This is a genomic window from Mucilaginibacter antarcticus (genome assembly GCF_042686155.1).
Classification (GTDB): Bacteria; Bacteroidota; Bacteroidia; order Sphingobacteriales; family Sphingobacteriaceae; genus Mucilaginibacter; species Mucilaginibacter antarcticus.
Genome location: NZ_JBHUON010000004.1, coordinates 19,525 through 38,093, shown reverse-complemented (window position 1 = coordinate 38,093; position 18,569 = coordinate 19,525). Strand labels below are relative to the sequence as shown.

Below are 18,569 nucleotides of genomic sequence, written 5' to 3'. Positions count from 1 at the left end.
TTGTTTTATTGTTGCAGGTACATCACAATAACCTATTTTTATAGGCAGATAGTCGAGGGTAAAACCCTTATGAAGATAAAATTTACTAAAGATATATATGAGTTTCGCGCTTAAAGAAGAACGTGGTTTTAAGTACATCGATGAGGGCGAAGGACAGGTTTTGTTGCTGCTGCACGGTTTAATGGGCGGCCTTAGCAACTGGGAAGAGGTTATTGAAGAGTTTAGACACAAGTATAGGGTGATATTACCTTTATTGCCGGTTTATGAACTGCCTGTAATAACAACCGGTGTTAAAACGTTATCAAAGTTTGTACATAAGTTTATTAAGTACAAACAGCTCCAAAATGTCATTTTGTTGGGTAATTCGCTGGGTGGTCATGTTGGATTAATATACGCGCTGACGCATCCCGAAAAGTTACGGGCGCTGGTATTAAGCGGTAGCTCTGGTTTATACGAAAACGCTTTTGGCGGCTCTTTCCCCCGCCGGGAAAGTATGGATTTTGTAAAAGAGAAAGTTGAGTACACTTTTTACGACCCAAAAATTGCTACGCCAGAGTTGGTGGACGAGGTTTATAAATTAGTGAATGACCGCCATAGTGTTATTCGCCTGCTGGCCATGGCAAAATCGGCCATACGCCATAACATGAAAAAAGATCTGCATAAAATACACATGCCGGTTTCTTTATTATGGGGTCGTAATGATAAAATTACTCCGCCCGAGGTGGCCGAGGAGTTTAATGAGTTATTGCCAGATTCTGAACTACATTGGATTGATAATTGTGGGCATGCTGCTATGATGGAGCACCCGCAGGAGTTTAACAGGTTGTTGAAAATATTTTTACAAAAAATAGGAGCATAAATGGTTGCATTTGAGCTGATAGCTGACGCGATACCGCCGGTACACACTTCTGACACTGTTCAGAAAGTGCTTGATCGTATGGTAGAATTTCGTGTGCGCCATTTGCCCATTGTAAACGAAGACCAGTTTTTAGGCCTGCTGTCCGAAACTGATATTCAGGCAGAGGTTGATCCGCAAACGCCAATAGGCGCGCTGGGACTTTCTTTGGTAAATCCGTATGTGCGCGAAGACCAGCATGTCTACGACGTCATTCGCCTGTTTTTTGAGCAGCAGTTGAGCGTTGTGCCGGTATTGGATCTTAAAAAGAATTATTTAGGATTGATACCCCTCAACCGCATGAACGAGTACTTTGCCACTATCACGTCGGTAGCGCAGCCCGGCGGTATCATCGTGTTAGATATCAGTAATAAAAATAACTCGCTGGCGCACATGGCGCAAGTGGTCGAGTCGGACAATGCGCAGATTTTAAGCTCATATGTACGCACCTTCCCGGATTCGACTCGGATGGAGGTTACATTAAAGGTAAATAAGCAAGACATATCAAACATAGTGGCCACCTTTATGCGTTATGATTACGACGTTAAAGCCAGCTTTAACCACAGTGAACACGATGACGGCGCAATGGACCGTTATGCGTCGCTAATGAATTATCTTAATTTGTAGTTTGGCTCATAGGTCATAGTTGATAGTTCATAGCTATCACCGTTTCAGCCCATGAACTAATAACCATGAACCAACAACTAAATGAATATAGCAGTATACGGCAGGCCCTTTAATGATGAGGCAGTGATACCTTTTATACAAGAGGTGTTTGATAGCTTATCATCTCACATGGTGCAGGTGTTTGTTCATCATCAGCTTTTTGATTACCTGCGAGACAAGATAGATACCAACGCATTTAATGTATTGCAGGAAAAAGAACCCATTAGAGGTTTAATTGATGCCTTTATCACTTTAGGTGGCGATGGCACACTGCTGGACATGGTAAGCGTTATAGGCGACTCTGGCGTGCCTGTTATCGGTATCAACTTCGGAAGGTTGGGCTTTTTGGCCAGTGTTAATAAAAGCGATATAGCAGCGGCTATTCAGGCAGTTGTTTATGGCCAATATACGTTAGACGGACGGGGGTTGTTGAAGGTAGAATCTGAGCTTAATATTCTTGGGCTTCATAACTTTGCTTTAAACGATATTACCATCCACAAGCGCGATGATTCGGCAATGATTACCACCAACATGTTTATTGACGGCGAGTTCCTGAATTCGTACTGGGGCGACGGGATTATAATCGCAACAGCAACAGGCTCTACAGCCTACTCTTTAAGCTGTGGTGGTCCAATTATATTTCCGCACGCAAACAGTATAGTGATTACACCCGTAGCGCCGCATAATTTAAACGTAAGACCAATCATTTTGCCTGATACCACCTTGTTATCTTTCGAAGTCGAATCGCGCAGCTCAAATTATATCCTTTCCTGCGATTCGCGTACCGAGGTTATCAATAAGCTGATGCGTTTTAAAGTACAAAAGGCCCCTTTTGAGCTTAATCTTATTCGCCTAAATAATGAAAGCTATTTATCAACGTTAAGAAACAAACTAATGTGGGGCCTTGATGCCCGCAATTACTAATTTTTACGGATGGCTAAATATTTAGCGGCTATACTTTTAACCTTACTGTGCTTAAGCGCCCGGGCCCAAACCTGGGAGATTGGCGGCAACTTTGGCGGTGCAGGCTACATGGGCGATCTTAATCAACATAATCCATTCAAATTTTCGGGGCTTGGCGGCGGTATTTTTGTCAAGCGAAATTTTAATCCTTATTGGGGGCTAAAAGCTGCTTATAATTATAGCATAATCCAAGGTGCCGATAGTCTTTCAAGCAACGCTCAAGACAGAAACCGCAACCTGAGTTTCAAGACATCTATGACTGAAGCGAGCCTTATGGGCGAATTTAACTTTTTGGAGTATGTGCCCTCTGTATCAAAAAATATGTTTACGCCCTATATTTTTGCTGGAATTGCGTTTACAGAATATACCCCTAAAGCTACCTACCAGGGCCAAACTTATGAGCTAAGAACGCTAGAAACCGAAGGCAAAGCATACAAAAGCAGTACCATTGCCGCACCTTTTGGCATTGGGATGAAATATAACGTGGCGGGTAGGATTTCGCTTGGTTTAGAGTTGGGCTATCGCGTAGCATTTACAGATTATTTAGATGACGTAAGCGGTTTATATGCCGATAAAACTAGCTTATCGTCGCCACTGTCTGTCGCCTTTTCCGATCGGTCTTTGGTAGGCAGCGGGGTGGCCGGTGCCCAGCGTGGCGATCTGCGCCCGCGCGATACTTATATGTTTGCCGGCTTTACCATCTCTTATACTTTCATCAGCCCGAAGTGTTATTACTAACATTGCAAAATCAATTTACAGGTACTCAAAACGATAGGCTAAGCTTAACCATTTTTTGTGCAAACTTTCTTTTGTCAGCATACTAAAAAAGTACAAAGGAAGTTTTACCTTTGTCACCTGAAAAAAAGTAGGCTTTATGTAATAAAGGCGCCTTTTGCACTATGCAAAAAGCTTTTGTTGGCCGGTAAATAAAATGAGTTATAAGGATCAGATTGATTTGTCAAAGTTACCGCAGCACGTCGCCATTACTATGGATGGTAATGGCAGGTGGGCGAAGGGCCTGGGCAAATTAAGAATATTTGGTCATCATAACGGCGTTGTTGCCGTACGGGATGTAGTTGAAGCTGCTACAGCAATAGGGGTAAAATATCTTACACTATACACCTTCTCATCAGAAAACTGGAACCGCCCAAAATTAGAAGTTACCGCTATTATGGAGCTGATGGTTGCTACTATCCACAAGGAAATAAAAACCTTTATGGATAACAACATCCGGCTTAACGCTATTGGCGATCTTGATCAGCTACCCGATCGTTGCCACAAAGAATTAACTAAAGCCATGGAAACTACAGCGCAAAACACTGGTTTGGTGCTCACACTTGCATTAAGCTATAGTTCGCGCCGCGAAATTGTGCACGCTGCTAAAAGCATAGCGCTGAAAGTAAAAAATGGCGAAATTGATATAAATGACATTGACGAAAAACTGTTTGAAAGTAACTTGTATACCGGCGATATGCCAGATCCGGAGTTGTTGATAAGAACCAGTGGCGAGTACCGTATAAGCAATTACCTGTTATGGCAAATTGCCTATGCCGAGCTGTATTTTACAGCTAAACTATGGCCTGATTTCAGGAGAGAAGATTTGTACGAAGCGATTTTGGATTACCAAAAACGTGAGCGCCGTTTTGGTAAAACAAGCGAGCAGGTGAACTAAATTTTTCCGTTTAACACTTTTTAACAACTGTATAAATTATTTTTAGCCCACTAAAATATCCGAATGAATAAATTTCTGTTTGCTATAATTTTCTCTGTAATAAGTGTTTCTGCCGTTGCCCAGATAAGGCAGGGCCAGCCTTCGTTTAGGCCGTCAAGCACTGATACCTTAAGCTACTTAAATCCAAAAGAATATATTATTGGTGGTATTGATATTACAGGCACACAGCATTTAGACAAAGAAGTGTTGCTGCAAATTACAAAGGTTAATAAAGGCGACAGATTGTTGTTGCCGGGCGAAGCCAGCGCTAACATTGTTAAAAATCTTTACAAAGAGAACCTGTTTGACGATGTACAGATATATGTTACCCGGTTAAACATGGATACCGTTTACCTGGAGATAGCTATTAAAGAGTTACCCAGGTTGTCAAACCTTCGTTTAGTGGGCATACGCAAAAGCGAAATAGAAGACCTTAATAAAAAATTAGATGATAAAGGTAAAATTGTAAACACCAATTTAATAAACCGTACTACGTCTATCATTAAAAAATACTTTGCCGAGAAAGGTTATTTAAATACCACTATTGATATCAAACAAAGGCCGGATCCGGGTGATCCTAACAGTTTGATATTGGATGCTGTTATTGACAAAAAAACCAAGGTGATGATCAATGACATCACTTTTGAAGGCAATAAAGATTTCTCAAACGCAAAGCTTAAAAAGCTTTTACCTAAAACGCGTACCCGTAAGTTTTACAATGTGTTTGGCTCAAAAAAGTTTAAGGAAACTCAGTTTATTGAGGACAAGCAAGCCATGGTTGATCAGATGCAGGAGCGGGGCTACCGTGATGCTAAGGTCATAAGCGATACGGTTATGCGTCATGATTATCAAACTGTTGATATTAAGATCAATGTTTTTGAAGGCCGTAAGTACTATTTTGGTGATATAAAATGGACTGGCAACGCCAAATATCCTAATGATTACCTGGATAGAATATTACGCATAAAAAAAGGCGACATATTTAGCGAGGACCTGTTAAACAAACGTTTAAGCGGTGGCGGGCCAAGTGGCGATGATATCTCTTCGTTATACTTAAACGATGGTTACCTGACTTATAATTCAGACCCTGTGCAAACTGGTATACATGGCGATACTGTTGATCTTAATATCAGGATTTATGAGGGCCCTCAGTATACCATAAACCGCGTTACTGTTAAGGGTAACGATGTGACAAATGACAGAGTGGTTTTACGTGAATTACAAACCCTGCCGGGACAGAAATTCAACAAAGCTGCTTTGATTGAAAGTACACGTATTATAGGCCAGTTGGGTAACTTTGATGACACTAAGACAGAGCCTAAGCCGGTTAACATAAATGCTGCCGACGGTACGGTTGATTTGATCTATCAGGTTGTTGAAAAACCTTCCGACCAGGTTGAGCTTTCGGGTGGCTTTGGTGGTGGCCAGTTTGTTGGTACCTTAGGTTTAACCTTCAATAACTTTGCTATCCGTAATATTTTCCATTTAAAAGATTACAAACCCTTACCTAAAGGCGATGGCGAAAAGCTGAGCATCAGGGGGCAGTCAAGCGGTCGTACTTATCAAAACTACTCTTTCACTTTCTCTGAGCCGTGGTTGGGTGGTAAAAAACCTATCTATTTCTCGGTTTCTGCTTATACGCAGTTAAGTTCTTCTGGTCAGTATTTTGCTAAAACAGATCCTAACTATAACTTCTTACGCATAAACGGTATTGGCGTTACGTTGGGCAGACGTTTGGGCTGGCCGGATAATCGCTTCCAGTTAAATTACTCGTTAAACCTTGACCATTACAATTTGGATAACTATCCGGGTTATTTGTTCTCTAACGGTACGTCATACAATATTAAGTTAACCCAGGAGCTTTCGCGTAACTCGTTAGACGGTTCGCCAATTTTCCCTACCGGTGGTTCAAACATTAAGTTTACGTTGCAGGGCACGCCGCCATACTCGTTATTTAATGGCCTTAACTACAAATTGCCACCAACGCAGCAAGAGCTTTACCATTTTGTAGAGTACTTTAAGGTTAAATTTGATGCACAGTGGTTTATACACTTAGCCGGCAAGTTTACCGTTATGTCGCAGGTTAGGTTTGGGTTTTTGGGTAGATACAATTCAGCAGCCCCAGCTTCACCCTTTGAGCGCTTCAAACTGGGCGGCGACGGTATGCAGAGTTACCAGTTTTTACAGGGTAGTGATATCATAGGCTTACGTGGTTATGAAAACTTCTCGATAGTTCCGGTAGGATCAAACTACAATGCTACCAACAACCCGGGCAGTGCTATCTACAATAAGTTCACTCTAGAATTGCGCCACCCGGTAATAGCCAGCGGTACAGCAACCGTATTCTTGCTTGCATTTGCAGAGGGCGGAAATGTTTGGGATAAGTTCTCGCAATTTAATCCATATAACGTACGTCGTTCAACAGGTATTGGTGCAAGGATATTTTTACCTATTTTTGGTATGCTTGGTCTTGACTACGGTTACGGTTATGATCCTATCCCGGGTATACCATCAGCTAACAAAGGACAGTTCCACTTCTCTATAGCACAAAGCTTAAGCGGTGGCTTCCAATAAACATAAAAATGATGAAAAAGGTAATTTTAGTACTAGCTTTTACGTTCCTAGCTTTCACGGCGTCATTTGCACAACGTTTTGCATATGTCGATTCTGATTACATTTTAAAACACATGCCCGATTATGTTTCGGCGCAAAAGCAGTTGGGCGCTTTGTCTGATCAATGGCAAAAAGAGGTTGACGGCCGCTTTCAAGAAATTGACCGTATGTACAAGGCTTACCAGGCAGACCAGGTTTTAATGTCGGCCGATGTTAAAAAACGCCGTGAAGAAGAGGTAGTCACCAAAGAAAAGGCGGCGAAAGATTTTCAGCGTCAAAAGTTTGGCCCGGCCGGCGAGCTGGAGACTAAAAGCAGCGCGGTTATGAAACCAATACAGGATAGAGTAGCAAAAGCCGTGCAGGCAGTTGCCGAAGCCGAAAACATGGATATGATATTTGATAAAAATAGCGAGGTGATAATGTTATACGCAAATCCACGTTATGATAAAAGCGCGGATGTGATAACCCGCCTGGGTTTGAAACCCGGAGTATTTGCTAAATAAAAATTTTATATATATAATCGTACAAAATTAAAAACAGGATAAAGAACAATGAAAAAATTGATGAAAGTTGCTTTAGTTGCATTATGCATGGTATTTATGGGCAACTTTGCCAACGCGCAAACAAAAATTGGATATATTAACACCAACGAGCTTATACCACAATTACCAGACTACAAAACTGTTAACACTGCTATAGATGCTTTCAAGAAACAATTTCTTGATGTATTACAAGGGATGGATAAAGAGTTGCAAGATAAAGCAGCCGGCTACCAGGGTAAACAAGCTACGATGACAGATGCCGCAAAACTTGCTGCACAAGGCGAATTGAGCGACATACAAAAACGTGCTCAGACCTATCAAACAGAGGCTTCTCAAAAAGTTGAGGCTAAAGGTGCTGAATTAATGAAACCATTAATTGACAAAGTTAACGGCGCTATCAGTGCAGTTGCTAAAGAAAAAGGTTACACTTATGTAATCGACTCATCAACTACTGCATTATTAGTTGCTCCGCCCGCTGACGATTTGTTAGCTGCTGTAAAAGTTAAATTAGGCGTAAAATAATATAGCCTTAAATAATAATTTCAGGAAGCGCTCTGTAAAACAGGGCGCTTTTTGTTTTTATATGATTTCACTGCTTATCTTTGAATTTTACTGCTGTCAGGCTAATCACCCATTAACTAATCACCAAGATGCAACCCATAGGTATATTTGATTCTGGCATAGGCGGGCTAACCGTTTTCAGGGCAATTGCGGAAGTTTTGCCCCAGTACGACTATGTATACCTTGGCGATAATAGCCGCGCACCATATGGTAACCGGTCTTTTAATACTATCCATCAGTATACCTGGGAGTGTGTGCAATGGTTATTCAAGCAGGATTGTCCGCTTGTTATACTAGCTTGTAACACGGCATCGGCTAAAGCGTTGCGCACCATTCAACAAAAGGATATGCAGGGCTTAGAGCCTGCTAAAAGGGTGCTGGGCGTTATCAGGCCAACGGCCGAGGTAATCGGTGAGTATTCAACTACGAAGGAAATAGGCGTGTTGGGCACAACCGGCACTGTGCAGTCGCAATCTTATTTGCTGGAGATACAAAAGTTTTTTCCTGATTTGAAAGTATATCAACAGGCTTGCCCGCTTTGGGTGCCATTGGTTGAGAGCGGCGAATACGAAAAACCCGGGTCTGATTATTTTATCCAGGAATATCTGGATCAGATTATGGCACAGTCTGAACATATTGACACCTTACTATTGGCTTGCACGCATTACCCTTTATTACAGGACAAGATCAAAGCGCATCTGCCCGCCAACATCAACGTAGTTACCCAAGGCGATATAGTTGCCAAAAGCCTGGCTAATTATCTGCAACGGCATCCGGAATTGGAGCAGAACCTAAGCCAACAAGGCTCACGCAGGTTTTTTACCACTACCGATGACACTAAAGATTTTGATCATCACGCTTCGCGGTTTTTTTCGGCGCCGGTAACATCGTCCTATGTGTCAGTTACCGAGTTTAGTTGCAAATAGCGTTAAAGTTGATTCTTCAGCTTCATCTCATTTTTAATAAATCCTACTGTTTTGGTCAACTTTGTTGCGGTAGTCCCATTCTATTATCTCTAAATTTATTAAGTTTGCAGCTAAAGCAAACCGGTTGAACTTTTATCTTACATATATACTTGTTGCAGTAGGCTTATTTACTTTCGTAGCTGTGTTTACGCTATTTGGCGTGTATGCAGAGCGCAAGTTGTCAGCCTTTATACAAGATAGATTGGGCCCTACCGAGGTAGGTAAGTTTGGTTTGCTGCAAACGCTGGCCGACGTGATAAAGCTGGTCCAAAAAGAACTGATTATTCCGGCCGCTGCTGATAAAGTGTTATTTTTGATGGCGCCTGCAATCATTTTTATAGCGGTTTACTTAGGTTTTGCTGCCCTGCCCTGGGCGCCTGGCTTAGTACCGGCAAAGATCAATATCGGCCTATATTACATCCTCGCCATTATTTCTATCGAGACGCTGGGTATCTTGATGGCAGGCTGGGGTTCCAATAACAAATATTCTATATTAGGTGCTATGCGTTCGGCAGCTCAGATCATATCGTATGAGATACCGGCTGGTTTTGCTTTAATAGCGGTAGTAATGATAGCACAGACACTTGATCTGCAAACCATAGCTACACAGCAAGGCATTTTATCGCCAGAAAAAACAAAATTTTTAGGTTTTTGGGATGTGTCGACAACCGGCGGCATACTGTCATGGAACATTTTTAGAGCACCGCACCTGATCATTGCTTTTGGGATTTATTTTATAGCGTCATTAGCCGAAAGTAACCGTGCGCCGTTTGATATCCCCGAAGCAGAATCAGAGTTGGTTGCCGGTTTTCATACCGAGTTTACGGGCTTACAATTTGCCTTAGTGTTTTTAGCAGAATATGCTATGATGTTTTTAGTATCAATGGTAGGCGCTCTATTGTTTTTAGGTGCCTGGAATACACCGCTGCCCAACATTGGAGCAGCGCAATTGGCCGTGTGGACAACCGGAACAGCCTGGGGCATATTTTGGATAGCAACCAAAACATTAAGCCTTATAGCCGTACAAATGTGGATACGCTGGACATTGCCACGCCTGCGTGTAGATCAGTTAATGAACTTATGCTGGAAGGTTTTAACCCCGCTGGCCTTTTTCTGTATGTTGATATCGGGTGTATGGCGTTTGTGGTTGATGTAGCTTTAAAGGTTAGTGATTGAGATTAAAGATTAGTTTATAGTTGGGGTGTTAAGGTTTAAGATTAGTGTCAAGAGGATCTGTAAAACCAAACAAAAAATCAGTGAAATAAAAACGAGTGTTAGATAAAGCGTTAAACGGATTTACAACTGCATGGAAAGGGTTAAGCATCACCCTTGGGCACCTCTTTGCGTCAAACGCGAAGCGCGAGGTTGTGTCTGTAAGTAATGATAACTACTTTAAAAACTTAGAGAGCACCAATACTATTCAGTATCCGCACCAGGAGTTGCCTGTGCCCGAAGTGGGCCGCTACCAGCTGGATGTGGAAATTGATGACTGTATTGTGTGCGACTTGTGCGCCAAAATCTGCCCGGTGGATTGTATCACTATCGAATCAATAAAATCTACCACCGGTTCCATTGGCGAAACATCTGACGGTTCAAAGAAACTATTGTACGCGGCACAGTTTGATATAGACATGGCCAAGTGCATGTATTGCGGCTTATGTACCATAGTTTGCCCTACTGAATGCATTGTGATGACTAACCAGTACGACAGGACCGTATTCGAGCTAAAAGACCTGAACTACGAGTTTGGAGAAATGACAACCGAGGACGCTGCCGAAAAACGTCAGCTATTAGAGAACCAGTTAGCCGAAAGGCAAGCGGCTAAACTAGCTGCCATGAACAAAAAGGAGGGCGACGCATGAGCTTAGCCCAGGTGCTTTTTTATATAATGGCTACCATAGTGGTTGGGTCGGCTTTGTTTGTAGCTTACTCTAAAAACTTGGTGCGCTCTGTTTTTATGTTCTTTATCACCTTGTTTGCACTGGCCGGCCTGTACGTTTTAGCGCTTGCCGATTTTGTGGCCGTAACGCAAATAGTGATCTATGTAGGTGGTGTATTGGTGCTGATATTGTTTGCCTTTATGCTATCGGGCAAAGAAACATTAGATGTGATACAACACCAAAAAAGCAAATTTATAAGCCTTAGTAACCTGCCCGCTGTAGCATTGGCCCTATTGTTTTTTGTGGTGATGGTAAACGTCATCCTAAAAACCAACGCGGACGGACTGACCTGGATAAGACAAGCTACAAACAATACCATACAGCCGACCGACCTGATGACGGACAACATAGGCATTAATTTAATGACCCGTTACCTGTTACCGTTCGAGGCTATATCAATTTTATTAATGATGGCGCTGGTGGGCGCGGCACATTTAGCCAGAAAGGAGCGTGGTACGGTATGATATCACTAACAGACTTTTTATTGGTAAGCACAGCCCTATTTTGCATTGGCTTGTATATGATTGTAGTTAAGCAAAACGCCATACAAATTTTAATAGGTATTGAGCTGATGCTTAATGCAGCCATATTAAACCTGGTGGCATTTGGCAAATATGATAAGATAAATAATGGCGGACAGATCTTCGCGCTGTTTGCCATAGTGCTGGCTGCTGCTACAACCGCTGTGGCGTTGGCCATTATATTGAACGTTTACAAAAAATACAAAACGATTGATCCGGGTAAGATCAATCAGTTGAAAGATTAATACTTGGAAGCTGTATTACCATATCAAGGGTTAACAACCGTTTACTACGCCATAGCAGCAGTATTATTGCCGCTGCTTGCTTGTGTGGTAAACTGCTGTTTGCCGGGTAAGCGTAACTTATTGTCGGGCTGGATAGCTACCGGTGCAATTTTACTAAGCACAGTGTTGGCCACTATGGTGTTTGTCAAAACCTGGAACGCTCCGCAGGTACATGTGCAGCAATTATGGTTTACCATTGGCGCTACAGAGTTATATGCCGGTGTATTGCTAAATAACCTGTCGGCGATATTGTTGTTGCTGGTAACAGCAATTGCCTTGCCGGTGCATATATACTCCACCGCTTATATGAAGCATGACGAGAATTACGATCGTTATTTCATTTACCTCAGTTTGTTTTGTTTTAGCATGCTTGCCCTTGTGGTGGTAGACAGCATGGTTTTGCTGTATGCTTTTTGGGAGTTGGTCGGTTTTTCATCATACCTGCTTATAGGTTTTTGGTTCACGCGCGACAAAGCAGTGTTTGCCAACAAAAAAGCATTTTTGATGAACCGTATTGGCGACGTTGGCTTACTAACCGCCATGATTATTCTCTTCGCGCAGTACCGCACTTTCGACTTGGTTCAGCTATTCGGCGAAAACGGCTTAATCAGCCAATCTACCATACAAAACGGACAATGGCTATCGCCTAATAATACTATGCCGGTTTTATGGCAATATGTAGCCTGCGCGGGGATATTTTTAGGTGTGGCAGCTAAGTCGGCACAGTTTCCGTTACATACCTGGTTGCCCGACGCTATGGAAGGTCCGACGTCCGTATCTGCATTAATTCATGCTGCTACCATGGTGGCTGCCGGTGTATTTTTGCTAGGCAGGGTTTATCCATTATTTACTACGGCAGAATTAGATGTATTAGCCATTATAGGTTGCTTTACCGCTTTTATGGGCGCAACCATAGCGCTTACACAAAACGACTTGAAACGTATACTAGCTTATTCAACCATATCGCAATTAGGTTTTATGGTGATGGCTATGGGGGTAGGGGCGTACGCTTCGTCGTTGTTCCATTTGGTTACGCACGCGTTTTTTAAATGTGCCTTGTTTTTGGTGGCAGGTGTGGTAATACACGAGATGCAGCATGTTAAAGAAGAGAATAAGCTCGACATAGACCCGCAAAATATACTATATATGGGCGGCCTGCGTAAAAGGTTGCCGATTACTTTTGCGGTGGCTGTTATTGCCAGTTTGGCACTGATAGGTATCATATTTACATCGGGTTACCTGTCCAAAGACGGTATTCTGATCCAGGCGGTAGATTGGTCCGAAACCAAATCGCCAGCGTTTAAGCTTGTGCCCATAATGGCGCTCATTACCACATTACTTACGGCGTTTTATGTAAGCCGCTTAATTGCCAAAGTATTCTTCGGTAAATTCAGGCTGACTGAATTCCACCCGGATGCGATATGCCATATCCACGATGGTGGCCTACAGTATAAATTGCCATTAGTGTTTTTGGCTGCGTGTTCCTTGTTTCCAATCTTCTCCTTAACCCCGGCGCTTTACGAGCATGCCTGGGTGTTCGAGGGCTTTGGTGCTACTCACCTGAGCAGGGTAAACGTTTTTCATACCATCATCCCGGTAGGGGTAAACATATTGAGCTTGTTTTTAATGTATTGGGCATGGGCCACGTACACCGGTCGTAAGTTGTTGGTTTTTTCGCAAACGGGCTTTTTGTTCAGGTTGTCTTACCACGAGTGGTATATTGACAGGTTTTACAACAAGATAATTGTTGGTGGCGTGATGATGCTGAGCCGGGCGCTGTCATGGTTTGACCGTAAAGTTATAGATGGCGTGGTTAATGGCTTGTCAAGCCTGATGATATCGGTATCAAAAATCGTGGCCTGGTTTGATTATTATGTTATCGACGGTATATCGCGCCTGCTTACTTTTATCGTTAAAATTACCGGTAATTTTGTGCGCCGTTTTCAGAGTGGCAAAATTCAATATTATTTGTTTAGCATGCTGGCCGTAGTGCTGGTGCTAATTATTTATTTAACAGTTTAAATGAACAGTTTAACCATACTCATTTTTATCCCGTTATTCTTTGGGCTCATCATTGCACTGATGCCTGCCAGCGCTCGCGGTAGTTTTAAATACATTACGCTGGCGGCAACGCTGGTGCAATTGTGCATAAGCGTGTGGTTGTACATTAATTTTAAAACCGGCGCAGATTACGCGGGCGTAATTACCGAAAACCAGTTTCAGTTTGTGCAAAAACTGCCCTGGATAAACCTTGATCTTGGCAGTATGGGTCGCATGCAGATGGATTATTTTGTGGGGATAGATGGTATATCCATCACCCTGCTGGTTATGTCATCATTAGTAATGGTAATAGCCACGCTGGCATCATGGGAAATAAAGAGCAATTTTAAAGGGTACTTCGTTTTGTTTTTGATACTGGATATGGCCGTAATGGGCGTGTTCTGTTCGCTGGATTTCTTTTTGTTTTACATCTTCTACGAGCTGATGTTGCTGCCTTTGTACTTCCTGATAGGGATGTGGGGCGGTGTACGCAGAGAATACGCGGCTATTAAATTCTTTTTATATACCCTGTTTGGTTCGGTGTTTATGTTGCTGGTGATGATAGGTTTGTATCTGTCTGTAATAGATCCAACAACAGGCAGCCATACCTTCAACATGATACACATGATGAATCCGGCCAACTACACCACAGGTTCGATATTTGCAGCTGCCAGTAATTACACGCTGTTTGGCGTACCCGCCCGTATTTTAGGTTTTGTTATTTTATTTATCGCTTTCGCTATTAAAGTACCGGTGTTCCCGCTACATACCTGGCTGCCCGATGCGCACGTTGAAGCGCCGACGCCGGTATCTATCATACTTGCGGCTATACTATTAAAAATAGGTGGCTATGGCATCATTAGAATTTGTTTAAGCATATTCCCCGATGCTGCTGCCAGCAGCGCTTTCTGGTTAGGGTTGTTGGGCGTAATATCTATTTTGTACGGCGCATTGAATGCTTTGGCACAGCGCGATCTTAAAAAGATCATTGCCTATTCATCCGTTTCGCAAATGGGCTTTATGTTGCTGGGTATAGCATCGCATACTGCGGAAGGTATAAGTGGCGGTATCTTCCAGATGGTAAGCCACGGCTTCTTATCCGCCATGTTGTTCTTCCTGGTAGGTGTTGTTTACAATAGGGTGCATGACCGGGATCTGTACAATTTCCGCGGTTTAGCTTCCATTATGCCTAAGTACACCGTATTTATCATGATAGCATTTTTTGCTTCATTGGGTTTGCCGGGCTTCTCGGCCTTTATCGCCGAAGCCTTTTCATTGGCCGGCGCGTTTAAATCGCCAACTACTAACGGACTGTTGCCTTACTGGATGGCGGTTTGCGGAGCTGTTGGTATATTAATGAGTGCCTGCTACTTTTTGTGGACTTTGCAGCGCGTGTTCTTCGGTACGTTATCACTAAAAGGCGGCGAAGCCTGGAAGGCCGCTATGACAGATCTAAACACCCGCGAGATCATCACCCTTGTGCCATTGGCAGTATTGGTGCTTATATTAGGTATCATGCCATCACTTGTGTTTGGCAAGATCAATGATTCTGTCCTTGCCTTGGTGCAGTTTTTATCTATCGCCAAATAGCCATGCATTATTTAATCCCAAACATAAGTCAGCAATTAACCGGCATCATTGGCGATATCAAATATTTTATCCCCGAGCTATACCTTGCCGCGCTGTTTATTTTGGTTATAGTTACCGATTTACTATTTGCCAGAAACTCTGAGAAGTTTTGCCGTATTGTGGCTTGCGTTGGCATAGTACTTATTATCGGTGCCGATTTGCAGCTGTTGCCAATTACTGGCGATAAGTTGACCTTTCTATTTAGCGGCATGCTGCTACAAAATCATACATCATTAATATTCAGGCTGATTATTGATTGTACGGCATTTTTATTATTGCTGTATTTTGCCTGGGATAAGCAGCTTAAATCGCACAGCAAAAGGTTATCAGATTTATATTCTATAAGCATCGCCGCAATTTTCGGTCTGCATTTAATGACCATGGCGGCTAATTTGCTATCCGTTTATCTGGCTATTGAAATGGTGTCACTGGCCTCGTATCTATTGGTGGCCTACCGCTCAGAAAACGCCTTTAGTACCGAAGCCGGATTGAAATATGTCCTGTTCGGCGCGGCGGCATCAGCCATGATGCTCTATGGAATATCGCTACTTTATGGATTTACGGGCACGCTCAGTATATTTACCATCCAATTTATTGATGGACTAAATCAGGTTAATTCGGGGGCATCTGCTTTAGCGTTAACGCTGATATTTATAGGGATAGGTTTCAAACTATCATTTGTACCCATGCATTTTTGGGTACCCGATGTATACGAGGGCGCGCCGACACCCATTACCGCTTTTCTATCAACCGTACCGAAGGTAGCTGCTTTTGCGTTGCTGATTAATTTCCTGACGCCTTTTATTATCAGCCCCGAGTGGAAAGCTTTAAACCTGGGGACCTACCTGTCTGTAATAGGTATTATCACTATGATAGTAGGTAATTTCGCCGCAGTGATGCAAAACAATGCCAAGCGTATGCTGGCCTACTCAAGCATAGGCCATACGGGTTTTGCCTTAATGGCTGTAGTTACTTTTAGTGCCGAAGGTATTAAAGCCCTGGAGTACTACCTTGCTGTATACGTACTGGCTAATATTGGTGCCCTTATGCTCGTAACTTATTTTGAAGACATAACCGGCTCTGCCGATGTAAATACCTACAAAGGTTTGGGTTTGAAATATCCAACTGCATCAATAAGCTTCGTAATTATCCTCATATCCCTAACAGGTTTGCCTATTAGCGCGGGCTTTACGGGTAAAGTTTTTGTGTTTTCGGCTGTTTACAGCGTTTATCAGGCAAATCACAATATTTGGTTGTTGTTACTAACCATAACCGGCGCACTTACCACCGTGGTGGCCCTATTTTACTATATTAAAATCCCGCTTAATCTGTTTTTAAGGCGTACTGATAATGTAATTGAAACTGTCGATACTTCTAAAAAGCTTTTAATTACCGCACTGATTATTGCCGTGTTGGTAATCTTCCTGGGCATCTTCCCTCAATTTCTAATTCATTAGTCAACCCGTTCTTTTAAGGGTTAGCGATCCCAGTTAATCTAGACGGTAATTAGTGCAATTTGTATTTTTCTGTTAGCGTTTGCCGCCATTTAATTGAACAATTGTTCAGCTAATTCCATTTGTGCTTTTGCGAAAATGTTAAAAATAAGCGCCTAAGCACCATTGATTTTAAGATTAACGAAAAAAATGGCTTGCATTAAATTTATTTTAGGTTTTTTGAAATGATTTATGCTTTATTTTAACAAAAAATGAACATTTATTTCACTTATTTATGATTTTAATCATAAATTCAGCCGTTTTTTAAAATTATCATCTATAAAATCATATGAAACGTTATTTTCCTTTTTTGTTGGTCGTTTTTATATTGGCATTAACTTTCATGTTCCCTTCAGTCGAATTTAAAAACACAGGGAAATCGCATTTTAATACCGGCGATATTGCGTGGATGCTAATGTCAACAGCCTTGGTCTTGATTATGACCCCGGGATTGGCATTTTTCTATGGTGGTATGGTGAATAAAAAGAACGTTATCTCAACTATGCTCCAAAGTGTGGTATGTATGGTAATTATTACCGTATTATGGGGCATATTTGGCTTTAGTTTAGCCTTTGGTGATAGCATTGGCGGTATTATAGGCAACCCATCAACCTATTTTATGATGAAAGGCATGCTGGGCGACTCTACCTGGGTTAATGCGCCAACCATTCCGTTGTTGTTATTTGCCATGTACCAGTTAAAGTTCGCAATTATCACACCCGCTCTTATCACCGGTGCGTTTGCCGAACGGATCCGCTTTAATTCTTATATCATATTCCTGGTGCTGTTTAGCATCTTTATATTCTCTCCTTTGGCGCATGCAACATGGCATCCTAATGGCTTATTAGCCAAATTAGGCGTGTTAGATTTTGCAGGTGGCACGGTAGTGCACATGTCTGCAGGCTGGGCGGCTTTAGCATCAGCTTTGTACTTAAAGAAGCGTAACGAGCCAAGCCACTCACCGGCACGTATCACTTATGTGTTAATTGGTACCGGTTTGTTATGGTTCGGTTGGTTTGGCTTTAATGCAGGCTCGGCTATGGGGGCGAATCATTTAGCGGTTATTGCTTTAGCTACCAGTACAACCGCATCGGCAGCTGGTGGTATTACTTGGATATTTTTTGATATGCTGCGCGGTCGTAAACCATCGGCCATGGGTACTTGTATAGGCGCTGTGGTAGGTTTAGTTGCTATTACTCCGGCTGCGGGTTATGTATCTATACCACACTCATTAGCCATCGGTATCATATCATCAGTAATAAGCAACCTGGTTGTTGAGTGGAGGACCGGTACATCAATTGATGATACTTTAGACGTGTTCCCTTGCCATGGTGTAGGTGGTATGGTTGGTATGTTATTAACCGGGGTTTTTGCTCACAAAAACGTTAACCCTGCCATTACAAATGGTAACGGTCTGTTTTTTGGCGAAACTCACCTGTTCCTGATCCAATTATTTGCGTTGGTAGTTACGTCCATATTTGCTTTCGGCGGATCATGGATATTATTAAGAATCACCGATATGATATCCCCTTTACGCGTATCTGCTGAAGATGAAGTGATAGGGCTCGATATCAGCCAGCATGGCGAACGCTTGTAGTTAAATCATTCAGCATACTGTTATACAATCAGGGCGCGGGCAACCGGCCCTTTTAGGGCATTTAAATACGCAAATTCATGCTTGCAACCGTCATAAATGTGTTTAAACATTGTTAATATTTAATGACAAATCATTTAACATACTTCTTA

17 protein-coding genes are annotated in these 18,569 nt (G+C 42.4%); all 17 read left to right on the top strand.

Features of this window, described 5'->3' with window-relative positions; genetic code table 11:
• Positions 1 to 97: 97 nt before the first annotated feature.
• The 17 genes from ACFSYC_RS05000 to ACFSYC_RS04920 all read left to right on the top strand — a co-directional run bounded on the left by ACFSYC_RS05000 (position 98) and on the right by ACFSYC_RS04920 (position 18,420).
• Entirely contained in the window at positions 98 to 859 is a 762-nt protein-coding gene (locus tag ACFSYC_RS05000) for an alpha/beta fold hydrolase (protein ID WP_377124167.1), read from the top strand.
• Positions 860 to 1,522, top strand: coding sequence for a CBS domain-containing protein (locus ACFSYC_RS04995; RefSeq protein ID WP_377124165.1), 663 nt, complete (start codon positions 860 to 862; stop codon positions 1,520 to 1,522). It abuts the gene before it with no gap.
• A gap of 81 nt (positions 1,523 to 1,603) precedes the next feature.
• Complete coding sequence (locus ACFSYC_RS04990) at positions 1,604 to 2,485, top strand: NAD kinase (protein ID WP_377124163.1); 882 nt, start codon at positions 1,604 to 1,606, stop codon at positions 2,483 to 2,485.
• A gap of 9 nt (positions 2,486 to 2,494) precedes the next feature.
• On the top strand, positions 2,495 to 3,262 hold the full coding sequence (gene porG / locus ACFSYC_RS04985; RefSeq protein WP_377124161.1) for a type IX secretion system protein PorG: 768 nt from the start codon (positions 2,495 to 2,497) through the stop codon (positions 3,260 to 3,262).
• A 193-nt stretch (positions 3,263 to 3,455) separates the two neighbouring features.
• Positions 3,456 to 4,196: an isoprenyl transferase gene (locus ACFSYC_RS04980; RefSeq protein ID WP_377124159.1), complete on the top strand. Its 741-nt coding sequence runs from the start codon at positions 3,456 to 3,458 to the stop codon at positions 4,194 to 4,196.
• Between the two features lie 63 nt (positions 4,197 to 4,259).
• Positions 4,260 to 6,809 carry an outer membrane protein assembly factor BamA gene (gene bamA, locus ACFSYC_RS04975; protein ID WP_377124157.1) on the top strand — a complete coding sequence of 850 codons (2,550 nt, stop codon included), beginning with the start codon at positions 4,260 to 4,262 and terminating at the stop codon, positions 6,807 to 6,809.
• Between the two features lie 11 nt (positions 6,810 to 6,820).
• Complete coding sequence (locus ACFSYC_RS04970) at positions 6,821 to 7,351, top strand: OmpH family outer membrane protein (RefSeq protein WP_377124438.1); 531 nt, start codon at positions 6,821 to 6,823, stop codon at positions 7,349 to 7,351.
• A 48-nt stretch (positions 7,352 to 7,399) separates the two neighbouring features.
• Positions 7,400 to 7,912 (top strand): OmpH family outer membrane protein, encoded by a 513-nt coding sequence (locus ACFSYC_RS04965; protein WP_377124155.1) that lies wholly within the window; start codon positions 7,400 to 7,402, stop codon positions 7,910 to 7,912.
• Between the two features lie 128 nt (positions 7,913 to 8,040).
• A complete protein-coding gene (murI, locus tag ACFSYC_RS04960) occupies positions 8,041 to 8,877 on the top strand; it encodes a glutamate racemase (RefSeq protein WP_377124153.1) in 837 nt (278 codons plus the stop codon).
• A gap of 124 nt (positions 8,878 to 9,001) precedes the next feature.
• Complete coding sequence (gene nuoH, locus ACFSYC_RS04955; protein ID WP_377124151.1) at positions 9,002 to 10,072, top strand: NADH-quinone oxidoreductase subunit NuoH; 1,071 nt, start codon at positions 9,002 to 9,004, stop codon at positions 10,070 to 10,072.
• Positions 10,073 to 10,187: 115 nt separating this feature from the next.
• Positions 10,188 to 10,778 carry a NuoI/complex I 23 kDa subunit family protein gene (locus tag ACFSYC_RS04950; protein WP_377124149.1) on the top strand — a complete coding sequence of 197 codons (591 nt, stop codon included), beginning with the start codon at positions 10,188 to 10,190 and terminating at the stop codon, positions 10,776 to 10,778.
• Positions 10,775 to 11,320, top strand: coding sequence for an NADH-quinone oxidoreductase subunit J family protein (locus ACFSYC_RS04945; RefSeq protein WP_377124147.1), 546 nt, complete (start codon positions 10,775 to 10,777; stop codon positions 11,318 to 11,320). Before ACFSYC_RS04950 ends, ACFSYC_RS04945 begins: the two co-directional genes overlap by 4 nt.
• Positions 11,317 to 11,622: an NADH-quinone oxidoreductase subunit NuoK gene (nuoK, locus tag ACFSYC_RS04940; RefSeq protein ID WP_377124145.1), complete on the top strand. Its 306-nt coding sequence runs from the start codon at positions 11,317 to 11,319 to the stop codon at positions 11,620 to 11,622. Before ACFSYC_RS04945 ends, nuoK begins: the two co-directional genes overlap by 4 nt.
• A gap of 3 nt (positions 11,623 to 11,625) precedes the next feature.
• Positions 11,626 to 13,683: an NADH-quinone oxidoreductase subunit 5 family protein gene (locus ACFSYC_RS04935; protein ID WP_377124143.1), complete on the top strand. Its 2,058-nt coding sequence runs from the start codon at positions 11,626 to 11,628 to the stop codon at positions 13,681 to 13,683.
• Positions 13,684 to 15,291 (top strand): complex I subunit 4 family protein, encoded by a 1,608-nt coding sequence (locus ACFSYC_RS04930; protein ID WP_377124141.1) that lies wholly within the window; start codon positions 13,684 to 13,686, stop codon positions 15,289 to 15,291. It begins immediately after the preceding gene.
• 2 nt (positions 15,292 to 15,293) lie between these two features.
• Positions 15,294 to 16,787, top strand: coding sequence for an NADH-quinone oxidoreductase subunit N (locus ACFSYC_RS04925; RefSeq protein ID WP_377124139.1), 1,494 nt, complete (start codon positions 15,294 to 15,296; stop codon positions 16,785 to 16,787).
• A 325-nt stretch (positions 16,788 to 17,112) separates the two neighbouring features.
• Positions 17,113 to 18,420: an ammonium transporter gene (locus ACFSYC_RS04920; protein ID WP_377124137.1), complete on the top strand. Its 1,308-nt coding sequence runs from the start codon at positions 17,113 to 17,115 to the stop codon at positions 18,418 to 18,420.
• The last annotated feature ends 149 nt before the right edge of the window (positions 18,421 to 18,569 follow it).